The 25280-nt window shown below is 64.6% G+C and carries 22 protein-coding genes and 1 pseudogene; 16 read left to right on the forward strand and 7 right to left on the reverse strand.

Translation table 11 applies throughout. The annotated features are described in order from the left end of the window. Position 1 precedes the first annotated feature (1 nt). The 10 genes and pseudogenes from arnC to H7A76_RS19025 all read left to right on the forward strand — a co-directional run bounded on the left by arnC (position 2) and on the right by H7A76_RS19025 (position 10788). Complete coding sequence (arnC, locus tag H7A76_RS18980; RefSeq protein WP_185699905.1) at positions 2-1021, forward strand: undecaprenyl-phosphate 4-deoxy-4-formamido-L-arabinose transferase; 1020 nt, start codon at positions 2-4, stop codon at positions 1019-1021. Next, positions 1018-3024 carry a bifunctional UDP-4-amino-4-deoxy-L-arabinose formyltransferase/UDP-glucuronic acid oxidase ArnA gene (gene arnA, locus H7A76_RS18985; protein WP_185699906.1) on the forward strand — a complete coding sequence of 669 codons (2007 nt, stop codon included), beginning with the start codon at positions 1018-1020 and terminating at the stop codon, positions 3022-3024. Before arnC ends, arnA begins: the two co-directional genes overlap by 4 nt. Further along, complete coding sequence (arnD, locus tag H7A76_RS18990) at positions 3024-3908, forward strand: 4-deoxy-4-formamido-L-arabinose-phosphoundecaprenol deformylase (RefSeq protein ID WP_185699907.1); 885 nt, start codon at positions 3024-3026, stop codon at positions 3906-3908. The genes arnA and arnD overlap by 1 nt, the downstream gene beginning before the upstream one ends. Further along, a complete protein-coding gene (arnT, locus tag H7A76_RS18995; protein WP_185699908.1) occupies positions 3905-5554 on the forward strand; it encodes a lipid IV(A) 4-amino-4-deoxy-L-arabinosyltransferase in 1650 nt (549 codons plus the stop codon). Before arnD ends, arnT begins: the two co-directional genes overlap by 4 nt. Further along, on the forward strand, positions 5551-5895 hold the full coding sequence (gene arnE / locus H7A76_RS19000; protein WP_185699909.1) for a 4-amino-4-deoxy-L-arabinose-phosphoundecaprenol flippase subunit ArnE: 345 nt from the start codon (positions 5551-5553) through the stop codon (positions 5893-5895). The genes arnT and arnE overlap by 4 nt, the downstream gene beginning before the upstream one ends. Next, positions 5892-6305: a 4-amino-4-deoxy-L-arabinose-phosphoundecaprenol flippase subunit ArnF gene (gene arnF / locus H7A76_RS19005; RefSeq protein ID WP_185699910.1), complete on the forward strand. Its 414-nt coding sequence runs from the start codon at positions 5892-5894 to the stop codon at positions 6303-6305. Before arnE ends, arnF begins: the two co-directional genes overlap by 4 nt. Beyond that, a complete protein-coding gene (locus H7A76_RS19010; RefSeq protein ID WP_185699911.1) occupies positions 6302-7666 on the forward strand; it encodes a UDP-glucose/GDP-mannose dehydrogenase family protein in 1365 nt (454 codons plus the stop codon). The genes arnF and H7A76_RS19010 overlap by 4 nt, the downstream gene beginning before the upstream one ends. Beyond that, positions 7667-9295, forward strand: a complete 1629-nt coding sequence (locus H7A76_RS19015) for a glycosyltransferase family 39 protein (RefSeq protein WP_185699912.1) — start codon at positions 7667-7669, stop codon at positions 9293-9295. 33 nt (positions 9296-9328) lie between these two features. Then, positions 9329-9853: pseudogene (locus tag H7A76_RS19020) on the forward strand (GNAT family N-acetyltransferase); the annotation flags it as partial. A gap of 218 nt (positions 9854-10071) precedes the next feature. Continuing rightward, positions 10072-10788: an HPP family protein gene (locus H7A76_RS19025; protein WP_185699914.1), complete on the forward strand. Its 717-nt coding sequence runs from the start codon at positions 10072-10074 to the stop codon at positions 10786-10788. Between the two features lie 36 nt (positions 10789-10824). Here the strand turns inward: H7A76_RS19025 and H7A76_RS19030 are convergent, their stop codons facing one another. Further along, positions 10825-11688, reverse strand: a complete 864-nt coding sequence (locus H7A76_RS19030; protein WP_185699915.1) for a LysR family transcriptional regulator — start codon at positions 11686-11688, stop codon at positions 10825-10827. 389 nt (positions 11689-12077) lie between these two features. On the opposite strand from H7A76_RS19030, the gene H7A76_RS19035 reads away from it, so the two are divergent. The 6 genes from H7A76_RS19035 to H7A76_RS19060 all read left to right on the forward strand — a co-directional run bounded on the left by H7A76_RS19035 (position 12078) and on the right by H7A76_RS19060 (position 18323). Next, positions 12078-12428 carry a GtrA family protein gene (locus H7A76_RS19035; protein ID WP_185699916.1) on the forward strand — a complete coding sequence of 117 codons (351 nt, stop codon included), beginning with the start codon at positions 12078-12080 and terminating at the stop codon, positions 12426-12428. Next, positions 12415-13407 (forward strand): glycosyltransferase family 2 protein, encoded by a 993-nt coding sequence (locus H7A76_RS19040; protein ID WP_185699917.1) that lies wholly within the window; start codon positions 12415-12417, stop codon positions 13405-13407. Before H7A76_RS19035 ends, H7A76_RS19040 begins: the two co-directional genes overlap by 14 nt. Then, positions 13404-14855 carry an ArnT family glycosyltransferase gene (locus tag H7A76_RS19045; protein ID WP_185699918.1) on the forward strand — a complete coding sequence of 484 codons (1452 nt, stop codon included), beginning with the start codon at positions 13404-13406 and terminating at the stop codon, positions 14853-14855. The genes H7A76_RS19040 and H7A76_RS19045 overlap by 4 nt, the downstream gene beginning before the upstream one ends. A 211-nt stretch (positions 14856-15066) precedes the next feature. Beyond that, positions 15067-16173, forward strand: a complete 1107-nt coding sequence (locus tag H7A76_RS19050) for an enoyl-CoA hydratase/isomerase family protein (protein WP_185699919.1) — start codon at positions 15067-15069, stop codon at positions 16171-16173. Positions 16174-16177: 4 nt separating this feature from the next. Beyond that, on the forward strand, positions 16178-17329 hold the full coding sequence (locus H7A76_RS19055) for an acyl-CoA dehydrogenase family protein (protein ID WP_185699920.1): 1152 nt from the start codon (positions 16178-16180) through the stop codon (positions 17327-17329). A 229-nt stretch (positions 17330-17558) separates the two neighbouring features. Then, positions 17559-18323 (forward strand): SDR family oxidoreductase, encoded by a 765-nt coding sequence (locus H7A76_RS19060; protein ID WP_185699921.1) that lies wholly within the window; start codon positions 17559-17561, stop codon positions 18321-18323. A gap of 61 nt (positions 18324-18384) precedes the next feature. Here the strand turns inward: H7A76_RS19060 and H7A76_RS19065 are convergent, their stop codons facing one another. From H7A76_RS19065 to H7A76_RS19090, 6 genes are all read right to left on the reverse strand, one after another. Next, on the reverse strand, positions 18385-19158 hold the full coding sequence (locus H7A76_RS19065) for an enoyl-CoA hydratase (RefSeq protein WP_185699922.1): 774 nt from the start codon (positions 19156-19158) through the stop codon (positions 18385-18387). 20 nt (positions 19159-19178) lie between these two features. Next, positions 19179-20306, reverse strand: a complete 1128-nt coding sequence (locus H7A76_RS19070; protein ID WP_185699923.1) for an acyl-CoA dehydrogenase — start codon at positions 20304-20306, stop codon at positions 19179-19181. A 12-nt stretch (positions 20307-20318) separates the two neighbouring features. Further along, entirely contained in the window at positions 20319-21509 is a 1191-nt protein-coding gene (locus H7A76_RS19075) for an acetyl-CoA C-acyltransferase (RefSeq protein WP_185699924.1), read from the reverse strand. A 12-nt stretch (positions 21510-21521) separates the two neighbouring features. Then, entirely contained in the window at positions 21522-22283 is a 762-nt protein-coding gene (locus tag H7A76_RS19080; RefSeq protein WP_185699925.1) for an SDR family NAD(P)-dependent oxidoreductase, read from the reverse strand. A gap of 14 nt (positions 22284-22297) precedes the next feature. Continuing rightward, entirely contained in the window at positions 22298-23962 is a 1665-nt protein-coding gene (locus H7A76_RS19085) for an AMP-binding protein (RefSeq protein ID WP_185699926.1), read from the reverse strand. A 266-nt stretch (positions 23963-24228) separates the two neighbouring features. After that, the gene (locus H7A76_RS19090; protein ID WP_185699927.1) at positions 24229-25242 is read right to left on the reverse strand and encodes an AraC family transcriptional regulator; all 1014 of its coding nucleotides are present in this window, start codon (positions 25240-25242) and stop codon (positions 24229-24231) included. Positions 25243-25280: the final 38 nt, after the last annotated feature.

Consider the following 25280-nt stretch of genomic DNA (forward strand, 5'->3'; position numbering starts at 1 on the left):
CTTGAAACCTTATCCCATTCAGTTCGTGTCGATCGTCATCCCGGTCTACAACGAAGAACAGAGCCTTCCCGAGCTCTTGCGACGTACCGAAGCGGCCTGCCGCCTGCTCAAGCACGACTTTGAAATCGTCCTGGTGGACGATGGCAGCCGCGACGAGTCGGCCAACATCCTGCAAGCCGCCGCCGAACGCGAAGGCAGCCCGGTGGTGGCGGTGATCCTCAACCGCAACTACGGCCAGCACGCAGCGATCATGGCCGGTTTCGAGCAGTGCCGCGGCGATGTGGTGATCACCCTCGATGCCGACCTGCAGAACCCGCCGGAAGAGATTCCACGCCTGGTGGCCCAGGCCGAACTGGGCTACGACGTGGTCGGCACCGTGCGCAACAACCGCCAGGATTCGGCTTTCCGCCGCTGGCCGTCGAAGCTGATCAACCTCGCGGTGCAGCGCTCCACCGGGGTCGCCATGAGCGACTACGGGTGCATGCTGCGTGCCTATCGCCGGACCATCATCGACGCGATGCTGGCCTGCACCGAGCGCAGCACCTTCATCCCGATCCTGGCCAACAGCTTCGCCCGGCATACCACCGAGGTGCTGGTGGAGCACGCCGAGCGCGAGCACGGCGACTCCAAGTACAGCCCGATGCGCCTGGTCAACCTGATGTTCGACCTGATCACCTGCATGACCACCACGCCCCTGCGCTTGCTGAGCATCATCGGTTTCGGCATGGCCGGCCTGGGCGCGCTGTTCGCCTTGATGCTGATCGTCCTGCGGTTGATCTTCGGCGCGACCTGGGCTGGCGACGGCACCTTCGTCTTGTTCGCGGTGCTCTTCGTGTTCACCGGCGGCCAGTTCATCGGCATGGGCCTTTTGGGTGAATACCTGGGGCGCATGTACAGCGACGTGCGAGCCCGCCCACGCTTCTTCATCGAAAGAGTCTTGCGCAGCCACCCGGCGGTTCCGGCCCCGGTTGTGACTGTCGACGGTTTAACTTCCACCCATACTGATCAGGTCTCCCAATGAGCAATAAAGCTGTCGTCTTCGCCTACCACGATATTGGCTGTGCTGGCATCGAAGCCCTGCTCAACGCAGGTTATGAGATCGCCGCGGTGTTCACCCATGCCGATGACCCGAAGGAAAACACCTTCTATGGTTCCGTCGCGCAACTGTGCGCCCGCAAGGGTATCGCCGTGCATGCCCCGGAAGATGCCAACCATCCGCTGTGGATCGAGCGCATCGCCAAGCTCAATCCCGACTATCTGTTCTCCTTCTACTACCGCAACCTGCTGAGCGAGCAGCTGCTGGCCACCGCCAGCAAGGGCGCGTTCAACCTGCACGGCTCCCTGCTGCCCCGCTACCGTGGCCGCGCCCCAGCGAACTGGGTCCTGGTAAAAGGCGAGACCGAGACCGGCGTGACCCTGCACCGCATGGTCAAGCGCGCCGATGCCGGCGCGATCATCGCCCAGGAACGCGTGGCCATCGAGCGCAGCGACACCGCGCTGAGCCTGCACCACAAGCTGCGTGATGCCGCCGCCAGCCTGCTGCGCGACACCCTGCCGGCACTGGCCCAGGGCAAGATCAGCGAAACCGTCCAGGATGAATCCAAAGCCAGCTACTTTGGCCGGCGTACCGCCGCGGACGGCAAGCTGGACTGGAAACGCCCGGCCGAAGAACTGTTCAACCTGGTGCGTGCCGTGACCCAGCCCTACCCTGGCGCCTTCTGCGCCGTCGGTGAGCACAAGCTGATCGTCTGGAGCGCCGAGGTGGCCAAGGGCAACGAAGGCCAGGCTCCGGGCCGGGTCATCAGCGTCGATCCGCTGCGCATCGCCTGTGGCGAAGACTCCCTGGTCATCACCTCCGGCCAGCGCAACGCCAACGGCCTGTACCTGAGCGGCCCGCAACTGGCCAACGAACTGGGCCTGGTGGACGGCTCCCTGCTGCGCGGCGCCGAGTCCGGCCGCAAGCCACGTCGGACCCGGGTGCTGATCCTGGGGGTCAACGGCTTCATCGGCAACCACCTGTCCGAGCGCCTGCTGCGCGACGACAAGTACGAAGTCTACGGCCTGGACATCGGCTGCGACGCCATCGAGCGCCTGCGCAGCCACCCGAACTTCCACTTCGTCGAAGGCGACATCAGCATTCACTCCGAGTGGATCGAGTACCACATCAAGAAGTGCGACGTGGTGCTGCCGCTGGTGGCCATCGCCACCCCGATCGAATACACCCGTAACCCGCTGCGCGTATTCGAACTGGACTTCGAAGAGAACCTCAAGCTGGTCCGCTACTGCGTGAAGTACAACAAGCGGGTGATCTTCCCGTCGACGTCGGAAGTCTATGGCATGTGCCAGGACAAGAACTTCGACGAAGACAACTCCAACCTGATCGTCGGCCCGATCAACAAGCAGCGCTGGATCTACTCGGTCTCCAAGCAACTGCTGGACCGCGTGATCTGGGCCTACGGCGCCAAGGGCCTGAACTTCACCCTGTTCCGTCCATTCAACTGGATGGGGCCGCGCCTGGACCGCCTGGACTCGGCACGTATCGGCAGCTCCCGGGCCATCACCCAGTTGATCCTCAACCTGGTGGAAGGCACCCCGATCCGCCTGTTCGACGGTGGCGAGCAGAAGCGCTGCTTCACCGACATCGCCGACGGCATCGAGGCCCTGGCCCGCATCGTCGACAACGAGAACGACTGCTGCAACGGCCAGATCATCAACATCGGCAACCCGGACAACGAAGCCAGCATCCGCCAGTTGGGCGAAGAGCTGCTGCGTCAGTTCGAGGCCCACCCACTGCGTGGCAACTTCCCGCCATTCGCCGGTTTCCGCGAAGTGGAAAGCAAGGCTTTCTACGGCGCCGGCTACCAGGACGTGGAACACCGCAAGCCAAGCATCGAGAACGCCAAGCGCCTGCTGGACTGGGAACCGACCGTGGAGATGAGCCAGACCATCGGCAACACCCTGGACTTCTTCCTGCGCGAAGCCATGCTGGAAATCGCCGATCGCGCCAAAGAAGAAGCACGCTGATGCAGGCAGGTCTGCGCATTGATGTCGATACCTACCGCGGCACCCGGGAGGGGGTGCCACGGCTGCTCGAAACGCTGGATGAAGCCGGGGTCAAGGCCACGTTCTTCTTCAGCGTCGGGCCGGACAACATGGGGCGCCACCTGTGGCGCCTGATCCGTCCGCAGTTCCTCTGGAAAATGCTGCGGTCCAATGCTGCCGGCCTGTATGGCTGGGACATTCTCCTGGCCGGCACCGCCTGGCCAGGCAAGCCCATCGGCCGGGACCTGGGGCACTTGATGCGCCAGGCCCTGGCTGCCGGGCATGAAGTCGGCCTGCACGCCTGGGATCACCACGGTTGGCAGGCCAACACCGGGCGCTGGAGCCAGGCCCAGCTGATCGAACAGATCCGCCGTGGCGTCGACAGCCTCAACGATATTCTCGGGCAAGCGGTGAGCTGCTCGGCATCCGCCGGTTGGCGTGCCGATGAGCGGGTCATCGAAGCCAAACAACAATTCGGCTTTCGCTACAACAGCGATTGCCGCGGCCAGAGCCTGTTCCAGCCACGCTTGGCGGACGGCGGCCTGGGCGCGCCACAAATTCCGGTAGACCTGCCGACCTTCGATGAAGTCGTCGGCCCCGTGGTGTCGAGCGCTGATTTCAACGCCTTCATCCTCGACCGGTTCAAGCCAGGCAAGCTCAATGTCTACACCATCCACGCCGAAGTAGAAGGGATTCTGATGGCCAATGACTTCCGCCAGCTGCTGGCCAGTGCCAAGCAGCGCGACATTCATTTCCAACCCCTGGGAGACCTGCTCCCGGCGGATATCTCCAGCCTGCCGGCAGGCCAGGTGGTACGCGGCGCCCTGGAAGGCCGCGAAGGCTGGCTGGGAGTGCAAGGAGCATGAGCAGACGCTGGGCCCTGTCGCTGCTGCTGGTCGCTTTCGGCCTGTTCTACCTCCTGCCCATGGCCACCCATGGCCTGTGGATTCCCGATGAAACGCGCTATGCGCAGATCAGCCAGGAAATGCTCCATGGCGGTCAATGGGCATCGCCGCATTTCATGGGGATTCGCTACTTCGAAAAGCCGGTGGCCGGTTATTGGTTCATGGCCATCGGCCAAGCGTTGTTCGGTGACAACCTGTTCGGCGTGCGCCTGGCCTCGGCCCTGAGCACCGGCCTGAGCGTGGTCCTGGCCTACCTGTTGGCCATGCGCTTGTGGAACGACTCACGCAAGGCTGTGGCCAGTGCCTTGCTGTACATGAGTTTTACCGTCGTGGCGCTGCTGGCCGGCTACGCCAACCTCGATCCGCAGTTCACCTTCTGGGTCAACCTGAGCCTGGTGGCGTTGTGGTTCACGTTCGACTGCAAGACTTCCCGCGGACAGTTGCTGGCCTGGGTAGTCCTGGGCCTGGCCTGCGGCATGGGCTTCATGACCAAGGGCTTCCTGGCCTGGTTGCTGCCGGTGCTGGTGGCCCTGCCCTACGCCATCTGGCAGAAACGCCTGCGCTCGTTGCTGGTCTTGGGTGGCATCGGCGTACTCGTCGCGGTCCTCATCAGCCTGCCCTGGGCCTTGGCGGTACATGCCCAGGAGCCGGACTACTGGCGTTTCTTCTTCTGGCACGAGCATATTCGCCGTTTCGCCGGTGAAGATGCCCAGCACGCCTCGCCATGGTGGTACTACCTGCCATTGCTGGTGGCTTTCAGTGTGCCCTGGGTCATGCTGCTGCCAGCCACGTTCAAACAAGCCTGGCACCAGCGGCGCCTGGGCAGTAGCGGTTTCCTGCTGTTGTGGCTGGTGCTGCCACTGGCCTTCTTCAGCCTGAGCAAGGGCAAGTTGCCCGCCTATATCCTGCCGTGCCTGTTGCCTCTGGCGCTGCTGATGGGCAATACCCTGATAGATCGCCTGGGCAACAAGCAGACGCGCCTCATCAGTCTCAATGGCCTGCTCAATTTGCTGGCGGGCCTGCTGGGGCTCCTGGCGCTGGTGTACTTCCAGCTGAAAAAACCGGTGTACGTGGATGAACCGCAGCACCTGGTGCTGGTGTACGTCCTGCTGCTGGGCTGGATCCTCAGCAACCTGCTGGCGGCCATGCGTCCGTCGACCCTGTGGGCTGCCCCGGCCCTGGGCAGCTTCCTGCTGGTGGCGCTGGCCCCGGCGGCCCTGCCCAACTCGGTGGTCTACAACAAGATTCCCGACCAGTTCATCATCGATCACGTCGCTGAGCTGAGCGCATCCAAGAACCTGCTGAGCAACGATCTGGGCGCGGCATCGGCCCTGGCCTGGCGCCTGCGCCGCAGCGACGTGACCCTGTACAACACCGAGGGCGAGTTGAAGTACGGCCTGGCCTATGACGATTCGGCCCAGCGCAAGGTCGACCTGGACCAGGTCCAGCCGTGGATAGCCGAAGCTCGCAAGCAAGGCCCCGTGGGCGTGGTCATGCGGGTCAAGAGCAGCGATGAAGAGCATGAAGTCCAGCTCCTGCCACCGGATGCCAAGCGCTATGCCCAGGGCAATATCGTGATCTTCATCATTCCCCAGAGCCAGCCATGAGCCTGTTGCTGCTATTGCTGGCCTGCGGGCTCACCTGCCTGGGCCAGGTGGCACAGAAATTCGCCGTGGAAAGCTGGCGCGACCAGCCCTCGGACCTGCTGGCCAAGTTGCGTTCGGGCTGGTTGTGGCTGGCCCTGTTCAGCCTCGGCCTGGGCCTGTTGGTATGGCTGCTGGTATTGCAGCGCATGGAAGTGGGTGTGGCCTACCCGATGCTCAGCCTGAATTTCGTGCTGGTCACCCTGGTTGCCCGTTTCGTCTTCCACGAACCCATCGACCGCCGGCATTGGCTGGGGGTCGCCCTGGTGATCGGCGGCGTAGTGCTGCTGGGGCGTCACGCATGAGCCGGGCCAAGGGCTTCGCCTTCGCCCTGGGCAGCGTAGTGCTGGTCAGCGGGGCACAACTGGCCATGCGCTGGAGCATGACGCGCCTGCCCGCGCCCCAGCAGTGGCTGGAGGCCCTGGGTAACGGCAGCGTCGACCTGGCCGCCCTGGCGGTAGTCGTCGCGGCGATCTTCGCCTATGCCCTGTCGATGCTCTGCTGGCTGCTGGCCCTGCGCGACCTGCCACTGGGCCGGGCCTATTCGCTGTTGAGCATCAGCTATGCGCTGGTCTACCTGCTCGCCGCCGGCCTGCCGCTGTTCAACGAGCCGTTCACGCTTTCCAAAACCCTTGGGGTGGCCTTGGTCATCCTCGGGGTCATCACCATCAACTCTCGATCTGCACCCGCGACAAGTCCCAGGAATACCCCATGAAAATCAGTGTATTTGGAAGTGGTTATGTCGGCCTCGTACAGGCTGCCGTGTTGGCTGAAGTCGGCCACGATGTCATCTGCATGGACATCGATGAGCAAAAAGTCAAACAGCTGCAACAAGGACACGTGAGCATCTTCGAACCCGGGCTTGCGAGCCTGGTCAAGGAAAACCTCGAGGCCAAGCGCCTGCACTTCACCCACGACGAGAAACTCGCGGTGCAACACGGCCAGGTGCTGTTCATTGCCGTTGGCACGCCCTCGAGCGAAGACGGCTCGGCCGACCTGCGCTACGTGCTGTCGGTGGGCGATGCCGTGGCCCGCCACCGTGAGCAGCCGCTGATCCTGGTGGAGAAATCCACCGTACCGGTAGGCACCGGCGATACCCTCAAGGCCCACATCGAGAAAGCCCTGGACGGTCGTCCGCTGCAATTCGATATCGTTTCCAACCCGGAATTCCTCAAGGAAGGCTCGGCGGTTTCCGACTGCCGTCGCCCGGACCGGATCATCATCGGTTGCGCCCGCGAAGAAGTACGCGACGTGATGCGCGACCTGTATGCGCCGTTCAACCGCAACCACGACCGCATCATGTTCATGGACCTGCGCAGCGCCGAGCTGACCAAGTACGCCGCCAACTGCATGCTGGCGACCAAGATCAGCTTCATCAACCAGATCGCCGAACTGGCCGAGCACCTGGGGGCCGATATCGAGTCGGTACGCTTGGGGATCGGTGCCGACACTCGTATCGGCTACCACTTCATCTACCCTGGCTGCGGCTATGGCGGCTCGTGCTTCCCCAAGGACATGCGCGCCCTGATCCACAGCGCCGAGCAGGCCCATTGCTCCAGCGACCTGCTGCAAGCGGTGGAAGCCATCAACGAGCGGCAGAAGCACAAGCTGTTCGAGCGTATCAAGGCGTTCTACAAGGGCGACCTGAAAGGCAAGACCTTCGCCCTGTGGGGCCTGGCATTCAAGCCCAACACCGACGACATGCGCGATGCCCCGAGCCGGGTGCTGCTCGATGCACTGTTCGCCGCCGGCGCCGAGGTCCGGGCCTTCGACCCGGAAGCCATGCAGGAAACCCAGCGCCTGTACCCGGATGAGTCGCGCCTGATGCTCATGGGCACCCCGGAGTCGGTGCTCAACGGCGCCGACGCCCTGATCATCTGCACCGAGTGGCAGCAGTTCAAGGCCCCGGACTTCGAGCTGATCCAGCAGCGCCTCAAGGCGCCGGTGATCTTCGACGGCCGCAACCTGTACGACGCCGAACGCCTGGCCCGTAACGGCTTCACTTACTTCCCGATCGGTCGCGGCGAATCGCGCAACCTGCCGATCCCCCATCAGCAGTGGTCCGCCGAGGCCTGAATGAGCACGCACTCCAGCTCCCCTTCGAACACATTACTTTGGCAATCGTTGGGGCTGGGGCTGCTGACTTTGCTGCTGTTCTGCGCCGGCGCCGACCATCAGTCGGCGATCGGCTTCGATTCCCGGTTCGTCCTGTTCGCCAAGGAAATGCTGCGCCATGGCCCGGGGTTCTTCCCCACCACCTACGGCGAGCCCTATGCCGACTACACCAGCGCCTCGACCCTGCTGGTGTGGCTGTTCTCGCTTCCCGGCGGGCAGGTCACCAGCTTCACCGCCTGGTTGCCCACGGCCATCGCCTCGGCACTGATCGTCAGCCTGCTCTATCGCCTGCTGGCGCCCTACTCTCGCACCTGGGCGTTGTCGAGCATCGCCCTGTTGCTGCTGAGCAATACCTTCATCAGCGAAACCCGCGCGGTATCCCTTGACCAGATGCTCGCCGCCGTGTCCCTGGCGGTGTTCTACCTGGGTTACGCCCATGACCATTTCGCCGCGCCCCGGCGCCTGGGCTGGATCCTGCTGTTGCTGGTAGTGGGTTTCGCCATTCGTGGACCCATCGGCCTGGTGATCCCCACCGGCATGCTATGCAGCTATTACCTGTTGGCAGGCCAGTGGCGGCGCCTGTTCGGCTTCGGCTTCAGCGCCCTCGGATTACTGGCGGCGTGCGTTGCCCTGCTGCTGTGGCTGGCCAAGCTCAGCGGCGGCCAGGCATTCGTCGACGATGTGATCCGCATGCAGTTCATGGGGCGCATGGACGGCAGCGAAGGCTCCAGTGATGTCTTCTATTACTTCACCAGTTCCCTGGGCAACTACGCCCTGGCCTACCCGCTGGCGCTCCTGGCCTGGGTCGCCGTGCTGCTGGGCCGCTCGGGCGAACCGGCCAGCCCGGCCCTCAGGCTGCTGCGCTGGAGCACCGCGGCGGCGCTGGTGGTGATGATCGGCCTGTCGATTCCCCAGGCGAAGAAGGCGCGCTACCTGCTGCCGATGCTGCCCATGGCGGCCATCATCGCCAGCTATCCGTTCCAGGCCCATGGCGGCCGGTCGATGGCTTGGCTGCGCGGATTGATCCAGGGCCTGTGGCTGCTATTGCCGGCACTGCTGATGGTGGGCCTGGTGGTGTTGCGGCGCAAATTCCCCGACCAATTGACCAGCCTCACTCCCATGCTGGTGGTGCTGGGGCTGCTCCAACTGCTGTCCCTGGCGTTGCTGTTCAAGCGCCAGTGGCGCGCCGTGGGCTTGGCCTACAGCGCTGTGCTGGCGGTCTGGGCCTGTTACATCGGGGTGTTCGAACCCGTCCAGCACCGGCTCTACGACACCCGGGCCTTCAGCCAGGCGGCGCTGCGCCTGATCGAGGAGCAGCCGGCGCCGCTGGTCCTGCACCGCATGGGCAAGGACGCCAAGGCGATCAAGTTCATGGTCAACCTGGACCGCGACCTGCAGCCGCGCTTCACCGACCAGGCCGCGGCGCTGGAGCAGATTGCCGGGCCGGCCTGGATCATCCTCGACCAGGATGACCTCGCCGACCTGCAAGGCAGTCCCCTGGCCGGACTGAAACCGGCGCTCAGCGCACGCTTCGACAAGAACGACTTCGTCCTCCTGCACTTGCCCGGCCCCGCCTTGCCACAGCCCTGAAGCCGTTGCACAAGGCCCCGGCGGCTCCTTACACTCGCGCCCATGACCATTGAAATCCGCCGGGCGCGAGTGCCCGATGCCCGCTTCCTCCCCGCCATCGAAACTTCCGCTGCCACGCTGTTTCGCCGCGATCCGCAACTCGCCTGGCTGGCCGACGCGCCAGTGGCGGATAGCGCTTGCCACGAACAACGCATCCGCACCCAGGTGGTCTGGGTGGCCATCGCCGACAATGCTGGCCCGTGCGCTTTTCTCGCCGCCCAGGTCTTCGGCCCGCAGTTGCATGTATGGGAGGTCTCGGTAGCCAGCGACCACCAGGGCCGGGGTATCGGCAAGGCCCTGCTGCAGGCCGCGATCGAACATGCGCGCCAGCGAGGGCTCGAGGCCCTGACCCTGAGCACCTTCCGCGAGTTGCCGTGGAACGAACCCTTCTATCGGCGCCTGGGCTTCGTCACCCTGGAGACGGCCCGGCTGCCGGCGCGCCTGTGCCAGGTCCTGGCCGACGAGGCCGAGCACGGGCTGCCGGCGCAGCGGCGCTGCGCCATGCACCTGCTGCTCTAGCGAATGCAGCACCGGGTAGATTCATGCGCCTGGCAGATCAGGGCTTGAATGCAAAAAAACTGCACTTAAAGAGCATTATTATGAATTTGCCAGTCACCGTATCGATCGGCAAACTGCGCCCGTTCCTCCCCCAAATGTTGGAACGTTCAAGGGCTTTCTGGTGATCCAGGCAAAGCCCTTCTTTTTGCCCGCCGTCTGTAAATGGATCGTTGTCATCGATGTTCGCCCGCTGGAAACCCGCTGCCATCAATACCCGTCCCCTGGAATGGAGCCGCGCCGCCCTCGGCATGGCCCTGGGAACCCTGTTCAGTGTGTGGTTCTGCGCCCAGGTATTCGGCATGCCCGTGGCCGTGCACCTGATCGGCCCCCTCGGTGCCTCGGCGGTGCTGCTGTTCGCAGTGTCCTCCGGGGCCCTGGCGCAACCCTGGTCGATCCTCGGTGGCTACCTGTGCGCCGCGGTAATGGCGCTGTTGGTGGCCCAGGTGCTGGGGCGTAGCCTGGGCAGCGCCTGCCTGGCCGCAGGCATGGCAGTGGTGCTGATGTGCTGGCTACGTTGCTTGCATCCGCCGGCTGGTGCGGTGGCCCTGACCCTGGTGCTGGCCGACCCGGACAGCATCGCCCTGGGCTGGCTGGAGCTGGGGCCGGTGATGCTGGCCGCCGCCAGCTTGCTGGCCAGCGCCCTGGCCTATAACAACCTGACCCGCACTCGCTACCCCAAGGGGCCGAGCGAGCCGCCGGCGGTCCTGGTTCCAGCCTCCGCCACCGACAGCCTGGCGATCACCGCCGCCGACCTGAAGCTGGCCCTGGAGGAAATGGAAGAGTTCTTCGACGTCACGCCCGAGGATCTCGAGCAACTGGTCCACGCCAGCGAGGCCCACGCTCGGCGCCGCAGCATCGGCCAGGTGCTGGCCTCGGCCTCCGAACCGCGCCCCTGAGGCCGCGCTTGTCGCTGTCGCGGTTCGCCCCTGGAGTCAGTTGATCGGCGACCAGCGCTGGGACCAGTCGGTGTCCTGGCCAATCACTTCGCGCAAGACCTCGAAGGCTCGCTGCAAGGGAGCCGAATCGCGCTCCCGGGCATAGAGCAGGTAGGTGGGGAAACTGAACTCCGGGGCCTTCTCCACTCGCTCCAGTACGCCGCTGTCCAGATAGCTCTGGACCACCCGGGTACGGAAATAGCCGCTGCCGCCGGAATCGAGGATGAACTGCAGCGCCAGGGGCCCAAGGTTGAAACCCACCGCGGCCTTTGCCTGTTCAGGCAGTGCGGCGTCGTGCTGGCGCCGGAAATCCTCGCCCCAGTCGATATACACATAGGGCTCCGGGCGTCCGGCCAGGCGTACCAGGATCAGCTTCTCCTCCAGCAGTTGCTCAACCTGCAGGCCTGGCGAGTACAGCGGCTGGAATACCAGCGCCGCATCCAGCACGCCCAACTCCAGTTGACGCTGCAAGCTCGCGCCATCGCCGATCTGGGTCCGCACCGCATGGTTGGGCAAGGCCTGGCGCAGGCGCCGTACCCAATGCAGCATCAACGGATTGCACAGGCTCAATTCGCCCCCCACATGCAGCACATTGCGATAACCGGCCAAGAGCGGCAGGTCGCGCTGGGCCGCTTCCCAGGTCTGCACCAGTTGGTTGGCGTAGGTGATGAAGGCTTCGCCGTCGGCCGTGGGACGGGCCCCGGCCCGGTTGCGCACCAGCAGCTTGCAGTTGAGCTGGCCTTCCAGGTTCTGTACCCGGGCACTGATGGCGGTCTGGGTCAGGTGCAGGCGCTCGGCGGCGGCGATCAGGCTGCCGCTGCGAACGATTTCCAGGAAGGTGCGGGCCAGCTCGATATCCATACTGCCTCGAGAGCGTCAAAGTCGAGCGCCATTGTAGCGACCCGTTTGCCGGGAACCAGTGGCAGCGTCCGGAGATTCACCCACGGCTGCGGCACTGGCGATACTGACCGCAAACTAACAGCCAGGATATCTTCATCAAAGCCAAGTAACTTTTTATTCCCGCAAAGCCGCAGGATGATTGACCCGGCAATATAAATTACAACTTCGACATGTTACTTCGTGAAATATTCAGCGCATATTGGCAAACGAATTTTTCACAAGACACCCACTGATTATCGACATGGATTTCCCAAAGATTAATCCACTGCCAGCCTTGGAACTTGCCAATGTCGCGATCAATAAATTCATCTTCCAGACGTCCATCAAAACAACTTCCACGTTACTTGCTGGTGGGCGCGATCGCCACCGCGGCTCATTACGTGGTGTTCCTGCTGCTACTCGGTCCCCTGCCGGCGCTGTTGGCCAGTTTGCTGGGCGCCAGCCTGGGAACCTGGCTCAGCTACCAGGGCAACAAGCGCTGGACCTTTGCCCGGGGCGATTGCCAGGCTCGTAGCGACCAGGCCTGGCGCTTCTGCGTCACGGCCGCCGTCTACAACCTCGGCAATGCTTTGCTGATGCTGTGCCTGCTGGCCCTGGCACCGGACTGGCCGTTATCGATGCAACTAGTGAGTACCTTCTGCCTGACCTTGGGCAGCTACTGGATAAACCGGACCTGGACTTTTAAAAATGAAATTGCCTAGCCACGCGCAAGTAGACAATCACCCAGTCATCAGCGTCATTGTCTGCTGTTATAACGAAGCCCATGTATTGCCGGAGTTCCACCATCGCTTGACATTGGTATTGAGCGCCCTGCCGGTGGCCTATGAAATTCTCTATGTCAACGATGGCAGCCAGGATGGAAGTTATGAACTACTGGAACAGTTCTGCCGCGCGCCCCGGGTGCGCTGCTTGAACTTGAGCCGCAACTTTGGCAAGGAATCGGCAATGTCCGCCGGCATCGACCATGCGGCCGGGGATGCGGTGCTGTTCATCGATGCCGACCTGCAAGACCCGCCGGAACTGATCCCGGCCATGGTGCGCCATTGGCTGGCCGGCCACGACATCGTCAACATGCAGCGCAGCGACCGACGTAGCGATACCGCCGGCAAGCGCCTGAGCGCCCGGCTCTACTACAAGCTGATGAACCTGCTGGTGGACAAGTACCCGGTACCACCGGATGTCAGCGACTTCCGCCTGATCGGCCCCGCGCCATTGAACGCCCTGCGCCACATGCCCGAGCGGGCGACCTTGATGAAGGGCCTGGTCAACTGGCTGGGTTTCAAGACCGTGGAGATTCCCTATCGGAGGGCCCGGCGCAAGGCCGGCGAGTCGAAGTGGAGCCCCATGGCCCTGGTGGACCTGGCGATGGAGGGCGTCCTGGCCTTTTCCCGCAAGCCCCTGCGCTGGTTCAGCGTGCTCAGCCTGGCCACCCTGCTGTTGACCTGCTCCTACCTGTTGCACCAGTGGCTCGCCGACGCCTTCAGCATCGATCACCTGATCCTCGGTGCCATGGCCCTGGCACTGGTGGGCATCGCCATGGTCGGCGAATATATCGGCGCCGCATTGGTCGAGGTCAAGCGCCGACCGCTGTACTTCCTGCACAGCACCTTCGGCGGCTTCCCCCGACAATTGCCGGCACCTTCCACGACCCGGGCCGACGAACAAGAAGTGCTTCGATGAACAGACTTTCCACCCGCCACCTGTGGTGGCTGCTGTTGGGCATCCTCGGCCTGCGCCTGCTGACCCTGGGCCTGTATCCGTTGATGGACACCTCCGAAGCGCGCTATGCCGAGATGGCGCGCAAGATGCTGGAGCTCGATGATTGGGTGACCCCGATGTTCGACTACGGCGTGCCGTTCTGGGGCAAGCCGCCGTTAGCCTTCTGGAGCCAGGCCCTGGGCATGCAGTGGTTGGGCATCAACGAGCTGGCCGTGCGCCTGCCCGCCTGGCTGTTCCATATAGCCAGCTGTCTGTTGCTGATCCGCTTTGCCCGCGAAGAGTACGACGAGCGCATCGGTCTCTTGGCGGCCATCCTGTTCTCCAGCTCCGGCCTGGGGCTGCTGGCCGCTGGCGTGGTCTTGACCGACCCGGCCCTGAGCTTCTCGATCCTGCTGGCCAGCTACGGTTTCTGGCGCGGCGCGGTGCATGGCCGACGTGCCTGGGCCCTGGCCGGGTTCTTCGGCCTCGGCCTGGGACTGTTGGCCAAGGGACCGCTGGTGCTGGTGCTGGTGGGAGCCCAGGCCGGGCTCTGGACCCTGTTCAACCGGCAGTGGCGCGCCCTGCTGAACCTGCCCTGGTTCAGCGGCCTGGGGGTAATGCTGTTGGTGTCCGTTCCCTGGTACCTGTTGGCCGAATGGCGCACGCCCGGGTTTCTCGACTACTTCCTGGTGGGCGAGCACTGGAAACGCTATATGGTCAGCGACTGGCCTGGCGATCTGTACGGCAGCGCCCATGAACGCCCCTACGCCAGCATCTGGCTGGAACTGCTGATGGCACTGCTGCCCTGGAGCCTGTTGCTGCCGTTGCTGTACCGGGTCTATCGACCGTCCGCCTGCCTGGACCTGCGCCTGAGCTTCATCAGCTGGTGGGCCGTGGTCACCCCACTGTTCTTCACCTTCTCCAGCAATATCCTGTGGACCTACGTCCTGCCCGCCCTGCCCGCCTGGTGCCTGCTGCTGGCGCTGGCCCTGACCACGCCACGGCGGGCCGATGGCAAGACAGTCTCGCCAGGGTGGCTGGGATTGGCCTTGCTGCTGCCCCTGGGCCTGCTGTTCACCGTGACCCAGGGCGCGGCCCTGCAACGTGCGCAGAACCAGCAAGCCATGGCCCAGGCCTGGAACGGCCTGCAAGCCAACGAGCCGGCGCCGCTATTCTACTGGGGCCGACGCTCGTACTCGGCGCAGTTCTACACCGCCGGGCAAGCCCGGCGGATCGAGCGCCTGGAGGAATTGCCGATCGACCAGGCCTTCTACCTGGTACGACGGCAGAAAGACCTTGCGCCAGTCAGCGGGCAACTGGCGGCCCTGGGCTGCGAAGAACGCCTGCGGGCCAGCCAGAGCGTACTGTTCAAGTGCCCGGCGCGGGCCCCTGGGCCGCGTGGCGCTGGCGTGCCGGCACCGCCAGGCTGACCGCCCGCGCCGAAACCCCGGTGCTGCGGGCCAAGGCTGCACGGTCCTGCCCAGGGCCATTACCAGGTGTTCGCGGGGCTTGTCCGACCCTGCAAAAATGCATAGCCAACCTGCAGCTTTCCGGGTTGTACAAGGCAAATTTGCACTGATACGATCCGCCGATGCTCGTCCGCGAGCCTCATATAAAGACAATAAAAGCAGGGAGTTAGTGATGACTGCTCAGGTTTCATCCCATACGGCCCGGGAACTCGATGCACCTCAGGACGAGGTGCAGGTCGAGGTGCGCAACCACATCGGCCACCTGACCCTCAATCGCCCCGCCGGTCTCAACGCCATCACCCTGTCCATGGTGCGTACCTTGCAACGGCAACTGGACGCCTGGGCCCAGGATCCGCAAATCCATGCAGTGGTGCTGCGCGGCGCCGGTGACAAAGCCTTTTGCGCCGGCGGCGATATCCGCTCGCTGTACGACAGCTACAAAAGCGGCGGCACCCTGCACGAAGCGTTCTTCGTCGAGGAGTACGCCCTGGACCTGGCGATCCATCATTACCGCAAGCCGGTGCTGGCCCTGATGGACGGTTTCGTCCTCGGCGGCGGCATGGGCCTGGTGCAGGGTGCGGATCTGCGGGTGGTGACCGAACGCAGCCGCCTGGCGATGCCGGAAGTGGCCATCGGTTATTTCCCGGACGTCGGCGGCAGTTATTTCCTATCACGCATCCCCGGCGAGCTGGGCACCTACCTGGGGGTCAGCGGCGTACAGATCCGCGCGGCCGACGCCCTGTACTGCGGCCTGGCCGACTGGCACCTGGAAAGCGACAAGCTGGCACTGCTCGACCAGCGCCTGGACCGCCTGCAGTGGAGCCATGCACCGCTCAAGGACCTGCAGGGGCTGCTGGCCAAGCTCGGCGTCCAGACCCTGCCCGACGCGCCACTGGCCAGCCTGCGCCCGGCCATCGACCATTTCTTCGCCCTGCCCGACGTGCCTGCCATCGTCGAGCAACTGCGCAGCGTGAGCGTGGCCGATAGCCACGAGTGGGCACTGGCCACCGCCGACCTGCTCGAGACCCGCTCGCCACTGGCCATGGCCGTGACCCTGGAAATGCTGCGCCAGGGCCGGCACCTGGCCCTGGAACAATGCTTCGCCCTGGAGCTGCACCTGGACCGCCAGTGGTTCGAGCGTGGCGACCTGATGGAGGGCGTACGCGCCCTGATCATCGACAAAGACAAGACCCCCCGCTGGAATCCGCCGACCCTGGCGGCCCTCGAGGCCGACCGGGTAGCGAGCTTCTTCAGCGGTTTCGACGGCAGCGGGAGCTGAACTCATGCACGACATCGAATTGACCGAAGAACAAGTGATGATCCGCGACATGGCCCGGGATTTCGCTCGCGGCGAGATCGCGCCCCATGCCCAGGCCTGGGAAAAGGCCGGCTGGATCGACGACGCCCTGGTCCGCAAGATGGGCGAACTGGGCCTGCTGGGCATGGTGGTTCCCGAACAATGGGGCGGCAGCTACCTGGACTACGTGGCCTATGCCCTGGCCGTGGAAGAGATCGCCGCTGGCGACGGCGCCACCGGCGCGCTGATGAGCATCCACAACTCGGTGGGTTGCGGGCCGATCCTCAACTACGGCAGCGAAGAGCAGAAACAGGCTTGGCTGCCGCGCCTGGCCAGTGGCCAGGCCATCGGCTGCTTCTGCCTGACCGAACCCCAGGCCGGCTCCGAGGCCCACAACCTCAAGACCCGCGCCGAACTGCGCGACGGCCAGTGGGTGATCAACGGCGCCAAGCAATTCGTCAGCAACGGCAAGCGCGCGCAACTGGCCATCGTCTTCGCCGTCACCGATCCGGAGCTGGGCAAGAAAGGCCTGTCGGCATTCTTGGTCCCCACCGACACCCCGGGTTTCATCGTCGACCGCACCGAGCACAAGATGGGCATCCGCGCCTCCGACACCTGCGCCGTGACGCTCAACCAATGCCGCGTGCCGGCCGCCAACCTGCTGGGCGAACGCGGCAAGGGCCTGGCCATCGCCCTGTCCAACCTCGAAGGCGGGCGCATCGGTATCGCCGCCCAGGCCCTGGGGATCGCCCGGGCCGCCTTCGAAGCGTCCCTGGCCTATGCCCGCGACCGGGTGCAGTTCGGCAAGCCGATCATCGAGCACCAGAGCATCGCCAACCTGCTGGCGGACATGCACACCCGGATCAACGCCGCCCGCCTGCTGATCCTGCATGCCGCCCGCCTGCGCAGCGCCGGCCAGCCCTGCCTGTCCGAAGCCTCCCAGGCCAAGCTGTTCGCCTCGGAGATGGCCGAGAAGGTCTGCTCCTCGGCCATGCAGATCCACGGCGGCTATGGTTACCTGGAGGACTACCCGGTGGAGCGCTACTACCGCGACGCACGGATCACCCAGATCTACGAAGGCTCCAGCGAGATCCAGCGCCTGCTGATCGCCCGCGAGCTGAAGCATTACCAGCTGTAGGCAGGAGCGCCGCAAAGCAGAAATCGCAGCCTTGGCTGCGATTTTTTTTGCTCGCCTGGCCGCCCTCCTCGCCAGCCGCGATCCGCAGCGCGAGGCCCCATAAGCCCTGTCGTGCCCTGTCAGGCAGCCGGCCCTGGCGCGGTCACAAACATTCAACGCAAGATCCGGAGTTCAGCGCCGTTCGGAGCGGCCTATGGTTGGCTCAACGCTCACGCACAGGAGGTCAATCATGAAACAACTGCAAGACAAAGTCGCGATTGTCACGGGAGCCACCTCGGGCATCGGCCAGGCCGCCGCCCGGCTGTTCGCCCAAGAGGGCGCGCGCCTGATAGTGACCGGCCGTCGGGGTGAAGCACTGGATGCGCTGGTCGCCCAGATCCAGCAGGACGGTGGCGAGGTACTCGGGGTTGCAGGTGATATTCGCAGCGAGGCATTGGCCGAGCGTCTGGTGACGCTGGCGGTGGAGCATTTCGGGGGCTTGGATATCGCATTCAATAACGCCGGGATCACCGGTGAAACCCGGCCCGTCTCCGAGCTGAGCCTGGGCCAGTGGCAGGCCGTGCTCGACTCCAACCTGACCAGTGCCTTTCTGGGGGCCAAGTACCAGTTGCCTGCTCTGCGCAGCCGGGGCGCAGGGTCCATCATTTTCACGTCCAGCTTTGTCGGGCACCGCGTCGGTTTTCCCGGTATGGCGGCGTATGCCGCGAGCAAGGCCGCGCTGATCGGATTGACCCAGGTCATCGCGACTGAAGAGGGTCCCCATGGCATTCGCGCCAACGCGCTATTGCCCGGAGGCACCGACACGCCCATGGGCCGGGCAGCAACCGATACGCCTGAGCAACACGCCTTTGTCGAAAGCCTGCATGCCCTCAAGCGCCTGGCCCGTCCCGAGGAAATTGCCCGTGCGGCGCTGTTCCTCGCATCGGACGCCGCCAGTTTCGTCAGCGGGACGGCGATGCTGGTCGACGGCGGAGTCTCCATCAACCGCAGCTAACCGCTGCGGTTGATGGTGCGGGACGCGGGACAGACACCGCGTCCTGCCAGGGGCGGTGCGGTTATTGATCCTTGAACTGCGGCTCGCGCTTGGCGATGAAGGCCGCCATGCCTTCCTTCTGGTCCTGGGTGGCGAAGGCTGCATGGAACACCCGGCGCTCGAAGCGTACGCCTTCGGACAGGCTGACCTCGAAGGCACGGTTCACGCTTTCCTTGATCATCATGCTCACCGGTACCGACTTGCCGGCGATCAGCGCGGCGACTTTCAGCGCTTCGTCCACCAGTTCGTCGGCCGGCACGATGCGCGCGACGATGCCGCAACGCTCGGCTTCCACGGCATCGATGAAACGCCCGGTCAGGCACAATTCCATGGCCTTGGCCTTGCCCACCGCGCGGGTCAGGCGCTGGGTACCGCCCATGCCCGGCAGCACGCCGAGGTTGATTTCCGGCTGGCCGAACTTGGCGTTGTCGCCGGCCAGGATGAAGTCGCACATCAGCGCCAGTTCGCAACCGCCACCCAAGGCAAAGCCATTGACCGCGGCGATGATCGGCTTGCGCCGGTTGGCCACCCGATCGCTGTCGCTGAACAGGTCGTCGAGGTAGATCCGCGGATAGGTCAGTTCGGCCATTTCCTTGATGTCGGCGCCGGCGGCGAAGGCTTTCTTCGAGCCGGTGATGACGATGCAGCCGATTTGCGGGTCGGCTTCCAGGCGATCCAGGGCCTGGTTGATCTCGCCGACGATCTGCGCGTTGAGCGCGTTCAAGGCTTGCGGACGGTTGAGGGTGATCAGGCCGACCCGGTCCTTGATATCCAACAGAATGGTTTCGTAGCTCATGAATCAGCTCCTGCTAAAAGTCAGAGATTGCGCGAAATGACCATGCGCTGAATGTCGCTGGTGCCTTCATAGATCTGGCAGATCCGTACGTCACGGTAGATCCGCTCCAGCGGGAAGTCGCTCAAATAGCCATAGCCGCCCAGGGTTTGCAAGGCCGCGGAACAGACCTTCTCGGCCATCTCCGAGGCGAACAGCTTGGCCATCGAGGCCTCCACCAGGGCCGGCTTGCCGCTGTCGCGCAGCGCGGCGGCGTAATGCACCATCTGCCGCGCCACGGCAATCTGGGTGGCCATGTCCGCCAGGCGGAAAGCCACGGCCTGGTGCTCGATGATCGGCTGGCCGAAGGTCTCGCGCTCGCGGGCGTAGTCGCGCGCCGCCTCGAACGCGGCGCGGGCCATGCCCACCGACTGCGAAGCGATGCCGACCCGGCCGCCTTCGAGGTTGGCCAGGGCGATCTTGTAGCCCTCGCCCTCCGCCCCCAGGCGGTTGGCCACCGGCACCTTCACGTCCTCGAAGAGGATCTGGCAGGTGTCGGAAGCGTGCTGGCCGAGCTTGTCCTCGATCCGCGCGACCTTGTAGCCCGGCGCGTCGGTGGGCACGATGAACGCGCTGATACCACGCTTGCCCGCCGCCGGATCGGTGACCGCGAAGACGATCACCACCCCGGCGTTCTGCCCCGAGGTGATGAACTGCTTGCAGCCGTTGAGCACATAGTGGTCGCCGTCGCGGCGGGCCCGGGTCTTCAGGCTGCTGGCATCGGAGCCGGCCTGGGGTTCGGTCAGGGCGAAGGCCCCGAGCATGCTGCCGCTGGCCAGGGGCTTGAGGAAGCGCTCCTTCTGCTCATCATTGCCAAACTTGAGGATCGGCACGCAACCCACCGAGTTGTGCACGCTCATGATGGTGGAACAGGCGCCATCGCCGGCGGCGACTTCCTCCAGGGCCATGGCATAGGCCAGGTAACCGGTGTCGCAACCGCCCCACTGCTCGGGCACCAGCATGCCGAAGAAGCCCATTTCGGCCATCTCGGCGATGGCTTCCCTGGGAAAGCGATGTTCGCGGTCCCAGTCGGCGGCAAAAGGCTTGAGACGCTCCTGGGCGAATTGCCGGGCCGCATCGCTGATCTGTTGTTGTTCGTCATTGGGCAACATGGCGGGTCCTCGTTACAGGCATTCGATGGCCATGGCCGTGGCTTCGCCACCGCCGATGCAGATCGCGGCCACGCCACGCTTGAGGCCCTTCTGGCGCAGGGCCGAGAGCAGGGTCACCAGGATCCGCGCGCCGGAGGCGCCGATCGGATGGCCCAGGGCGCAAGCGCCGCCGTGCACGTTGACCTTGTCATGGGGGATTTCCAGCTTGCTCATGGTCACCAGGCTGACCACGGCGAAAGCCTCGTTGATCTCGAACAGGTCCACTTGGTCCAGGGACCAGCCGGTCTTCTTCATCAGGCGCTCGATGGCGCCGACCGGAGCCACCGGGAACAGGCCCGGGGTGTCGGCGAAAGCCGCGTGCCCATGGATCACCGCCAGTGGCTTGAGCCCGCGCTTGGCGGCTTCGGAGCGGCGCATCAGCAGCAGCGCCGCGGCACCGTCGGAAATCGAGCTGGAGTTGGCGGCCGTCACGCTGCCACCTTCGCGGAACGCCGGCTTGAGGCTGGCGATCTTGTCCAGCTTGGCCTTGGGCGGCTGCTCGTCATCGCTGATCAGCCGGGACTCCTTGCCGATGGTCACTTGCAGGGGAACGATCTCGTCCTTGAACAGGCCATCCTTGATCGCTTGTTGGGCACGGGTCAGCGACGCCACGGCGAACTCGTCCTGGGCCTGGCGGGTGAAGCCGTTGGCCTCGGCACAGTCCTCGGCGAAGGTGCCCATCAGCCGGCCCTTGTCATAGGCGTCTTCCAGGCCATCGAGGAACATGTGGTCCAGCACCTTGCCATGGCCCATGCGGTAGCCGGCGCGAGCGCGATCCAGCAGGTAAGGGGCGTTGGACATGCTCTCCATGCCACCGGCGATCACCACCTCGGCACTGCCGGCCAGCAGCATGTCGTGGGCCAGGATGGTGGCTTCCATGCCCGAACCGCACATCTTGTTCAAGGTGGTGCAACGGGTGCCTTTGTCCAGGCCGGCCCCCAGGGCCGCCTGGCGCGCCGGAGCCTGGCCGAGACCGGCGGACAGCACGCAGCCGAACAGCACTTCTTCCACGCTGTCGGCGGCGATCCCGGCCCGCTGCACGGCGGCGCGGATGGCCTCGGCACCCAGTTGCGGCGCGCTGAGGCCTTTCAATTCGCCCTGGAAGCCCCCCATGGGGGTGCGTACGGCGCTGACGATGACGATCGGATCTTGGGCAATGGACATGATGAATCCTCCTTACTTGGCGGCCATGCGCAAGGCGCCGTCGAGACGGATCACCTCGCCGTTGAGCATGCTGTTTTCAATGATATGCCGTACCAGCGCGGCGTACTCGGCGGGTTTGCCCAGGCGCGGCGGGAACGGCACGCCGGCGGCCAGGCCAGCGCGGACTTCGTCGCTCATGCCCGCCATCATCGGCGTCTCGAAGATACCTGGGGCAATGGTCATCACCCGGATGCCGAAACGCGCCAGCTCGCGGGCCGCCGGCAGGGTCAGGCTGGCCACGGCGCCCTTGGAAGCCGCATAGGCGGCCTGGCCGATCTGTCCGTCGAAGGCAGCGACGGAGGCGGTATTGATGATCACCCCGCGCTCGCCTTCGGCATCGGCCTGGCCTTCGGCGATGGCCGCGGCCGCCAGGCGCATGAGGTTGAAACTGCCGATCAGGTTGACGTTGATCACCTGGGCGAAGCTCGCCAGGGCATGGGGACCGTTCTTGCCGAGGATCTTCTCGCCGCGCACGATGCCGGCACAGCTGACCAGGCCATTGAGCCCGCCAAAGGCCTGGACCGTCGCCTGGACCGCCGCTTCGGCTGCTGCTTCCTGGCTGATGTCGGCGACCACGCTCTGGCATCCCAGCTGCTGCGCCTTGGCCGCCACGGCCTCGGCATTGAGGTCCACCAGCATCACCCTGGCGCCGGCGGCCACCAGCATTTCAGCGCTGGCCGCACCGAGGCCCGAGGCCCCACCGCTGACGAGAAAAACCTTGTTCTGAATCTGCATCGTTCACACCCTGTTCACGCGTTGACTGTTGCCGCCGCGGCCTCTTGAGCCTTGGCGATTTCCTGGTTGCGCAAGATAAAGCGCTGCAATTTGCCGCTGGGGGTCTTGGGCAATTCGCTGACGAACTCGATTTCCCTCGGATAGGAGTGGGCCGCCAGGCGCTTGCGCACATGCTGGCGCAGCTCCTCGGCCAACTCCGGGGTGGCGCGGTAACGCTCGCCCAGCACCACAAAGGCCTTGATCACCTCGGTACGCTCCCGGTCGGGCTTGCCCACCACTGCCGCCTCCACCAACGCCGGATGCTCCACCAGGACGCTTTCCACATCGAACGGACCGACCCGGTAGCCGGAGGTGGTAATGACATCGTCACTGCGCCCGACGAAGCTGATGCTGCCGTTCGGATTCAGCTCGACGGTATCGCCGCTCAGGTAGTAATCGCCGACAAAAGCCTTGGTCGGTGCCCCGGTGTAACCGGCGAACCAGCACATCGGCGACTGCCGGCGGTCAATGGCGAGGATCCCCGGCTGGCCGACCCCCAGCTCGCGGTATTCTTCGTCGAGCACCACGATGCGATGACCCGGCGAGGCGAAACCGGCCGACCCCACATGCACCGGATGCTCCAGGGCATGGTGGTTGCACAGCACCATGCCCAGTTCGGTCTGGCCGTAGTGATCGTGGATCACCACCTCAAGGTGCTCGGCGAACCAGCGGATCACTTCCGGGTTCAGCGGTTCGCCGGCACTGCTGACAATGCGCAAGCGGCCCTTGATCGAACGGGCGAACTGATCACCACCGGCGATCAGCAGTCGGTAGGCGGTGGGGGATCCGGTGAGGTTGGTGATGCCGTACTTGTTGATCACCCGGCAGGTACTTTCGAGGGTGAAGGGGCCGTCGTAGAAGGTGATCGGATGACCCAGGCCCAGCGGGCCGGTGATACCGAAGTAGATGCCATAGGCCCAGCCTGGGTCGGCGACGTTCCAGAACGCATCCTCGGGTCGCAGGTCCACCGCATCGCGGGTATAGCTCTGGAACGCGACCATGGCCTTGAGCGGCACTTGCAGCGCCTTGGACGGGCCGGTGGTGCCCGAGGTGAACATCAGCAGGAAGGGATCTTCGCCACTGAGCAGCACAGGCTCGCAACGGGCCGGATGCTGTTCCAGTTCGGCCCAGAAACTGAAGTCGCCACGCACGATCCCCTGCCCCTTGGCGCCAGCCACGGTGACTACGGTCGGGCAGCCGGCGATCTCGCTGAGCTTGGGCCGATTGACCGCGTCAGTCACCACCACCTTGGCCTCGGAGCTGCTGAGCCGATGCTCGATGGCCTTGGGGCCGAAGGCGGTGAACAGCGGCTGGTACACCGCGCCAATGCGCCAGGTGGCCAGGATCGTGATCAAGAGCTCGACATTGCGCGGCAAGAGGCCGGCGACCTTGTCGCCCTTGCCCACGCCCTGGGCCCGCAGGAAGTTGGCCAGGCGCCCGGCCTTGTCCTGCAGATCGGTGAAGGTATAGCTGGCACTGCTGCCGTCCTTGCCCTCCCAGAACAACGCGATGCGACCGGGCAATGCATGCCGGTCACAACACTCGACGCAGGCATTGAGCGCCTGCAGCGACCCGGCCAGGGTGGCATCGACGGTGTGCTGGTAGTTGAAGTTTGCGGTGGCGGACAGGTAATCGCGCATTGCCAGAAGCCCTCGTTGTTCTTGTAGCAGGCCGTTGAAAAACGTCGACGAGGCAGCCAGCGCCCAGCAAAAGCAGGCGAAAAAGCGCAGTTTACGCGTGGTAAATGAGCATTTTGAGCCTGTTTTTAACGCAGCGATGGCAACGCAGGCAGTTTTTCAACGGCCTGATAGGGGGAACCTCATCAGAATCAACGAAATACTGGCGCCAGGGTCCTGGCCGGACAATGGTCAAAGCTGTCAAGTTGCGTGACCGGTTTGGCCAAGGATCAGGCCGGCACGCTGAGGATCAGGCTGCGATAGTGCCCGGGATTGGAACCGGACCACTTGCGAAACGCCTTGTAGAACGAACTGGTATCGGCGAACCCCAGGCGCTCGGCGATCTCGGCGAAGCTGATCTGCGGCTCGGCCAGCCAGACGATGGCCAGCTCCTTGCGCACCCCATCCTTGAGGGCCTGGTAGCTCTGCCCCTCCTCGGCCAGGCGCCGGCGCAGGGTCGAAGCGGAAATGCACAGGCTCTGGGCCAGGCTCTCGGCTTCAGGCCACTGCTCACCCGGCAACTGCCGCAGCTGTTGCTTGATACGACTGGCCAGGCTCTGCGGATCGCGGTACTTGACCAGGATATTGGCCGGGGCATGGCCGAGGAAGCGCTTGAGCTCCTCGTCGCTGCGCTTGATCGGCAAGTCCAGGCAATCGGCGGCGATGATCATCCGCGTGCGCGGCCGATCGAAGCGCAGGTTGTCAGAGAACATCACCCGATAGTCGTCGCAGAAATCCGGCTGCGGGCAGCGCAGCTCGATGGCCAGGATCGGAATCCGCCGCCCGGCCAGCCAGCAGGCCACGCCATGGACGATCATCCAGTAGGTGAAATAGGTGAAGGCCCGGCGCGGGGGCTCCTCCTCCAGCAACACGATCTCCGCCAGGCTCTGTTGGCGCACCAGTTGCGCCGGCAGGTGTTCAAGCATCAGCGACAGGAACCCCAGCACCGAATCCAGGCCCTGGGCCAGGGTCGGCTGGGCCATGGCCGAACGACAGAGGAATGCCAGGCTGCCGGACTTGAGCTTGCGCGGGTCCATGCCGAAGAACTCATCGTCCAGCCTCCTGGCCAGCAAGCGCCAGAGCCGCGCATAGGCGCTGGCCGGCACCCGGCCGGTGCCCTGCTGCACGTCGGCCGGATCGATGCCGACCTTGTGCAGTATTTCATCGGTGGCGGCGCCCGGAGCGCAACTTTGCAACAGCGCTTCGCGCACCAGCTGCAGGGAGATGGTGTCTTTTTCCGACATCGTGAACAGAGATTTCCAACACAAGGGACCAGGACGGC

The sequence above is a fragment of the Pseudomonas sp. MSSRFD41 genome (assembly GCF_014230245.1).
Classification (GTDB): domain Bacteria; phylum Pseudomonadota; class Gammaproteobacteria; order Pseudomonadales; family Pseudomonadaceae; genus Aquipseudomonas; species Aquipseudomonas piscis.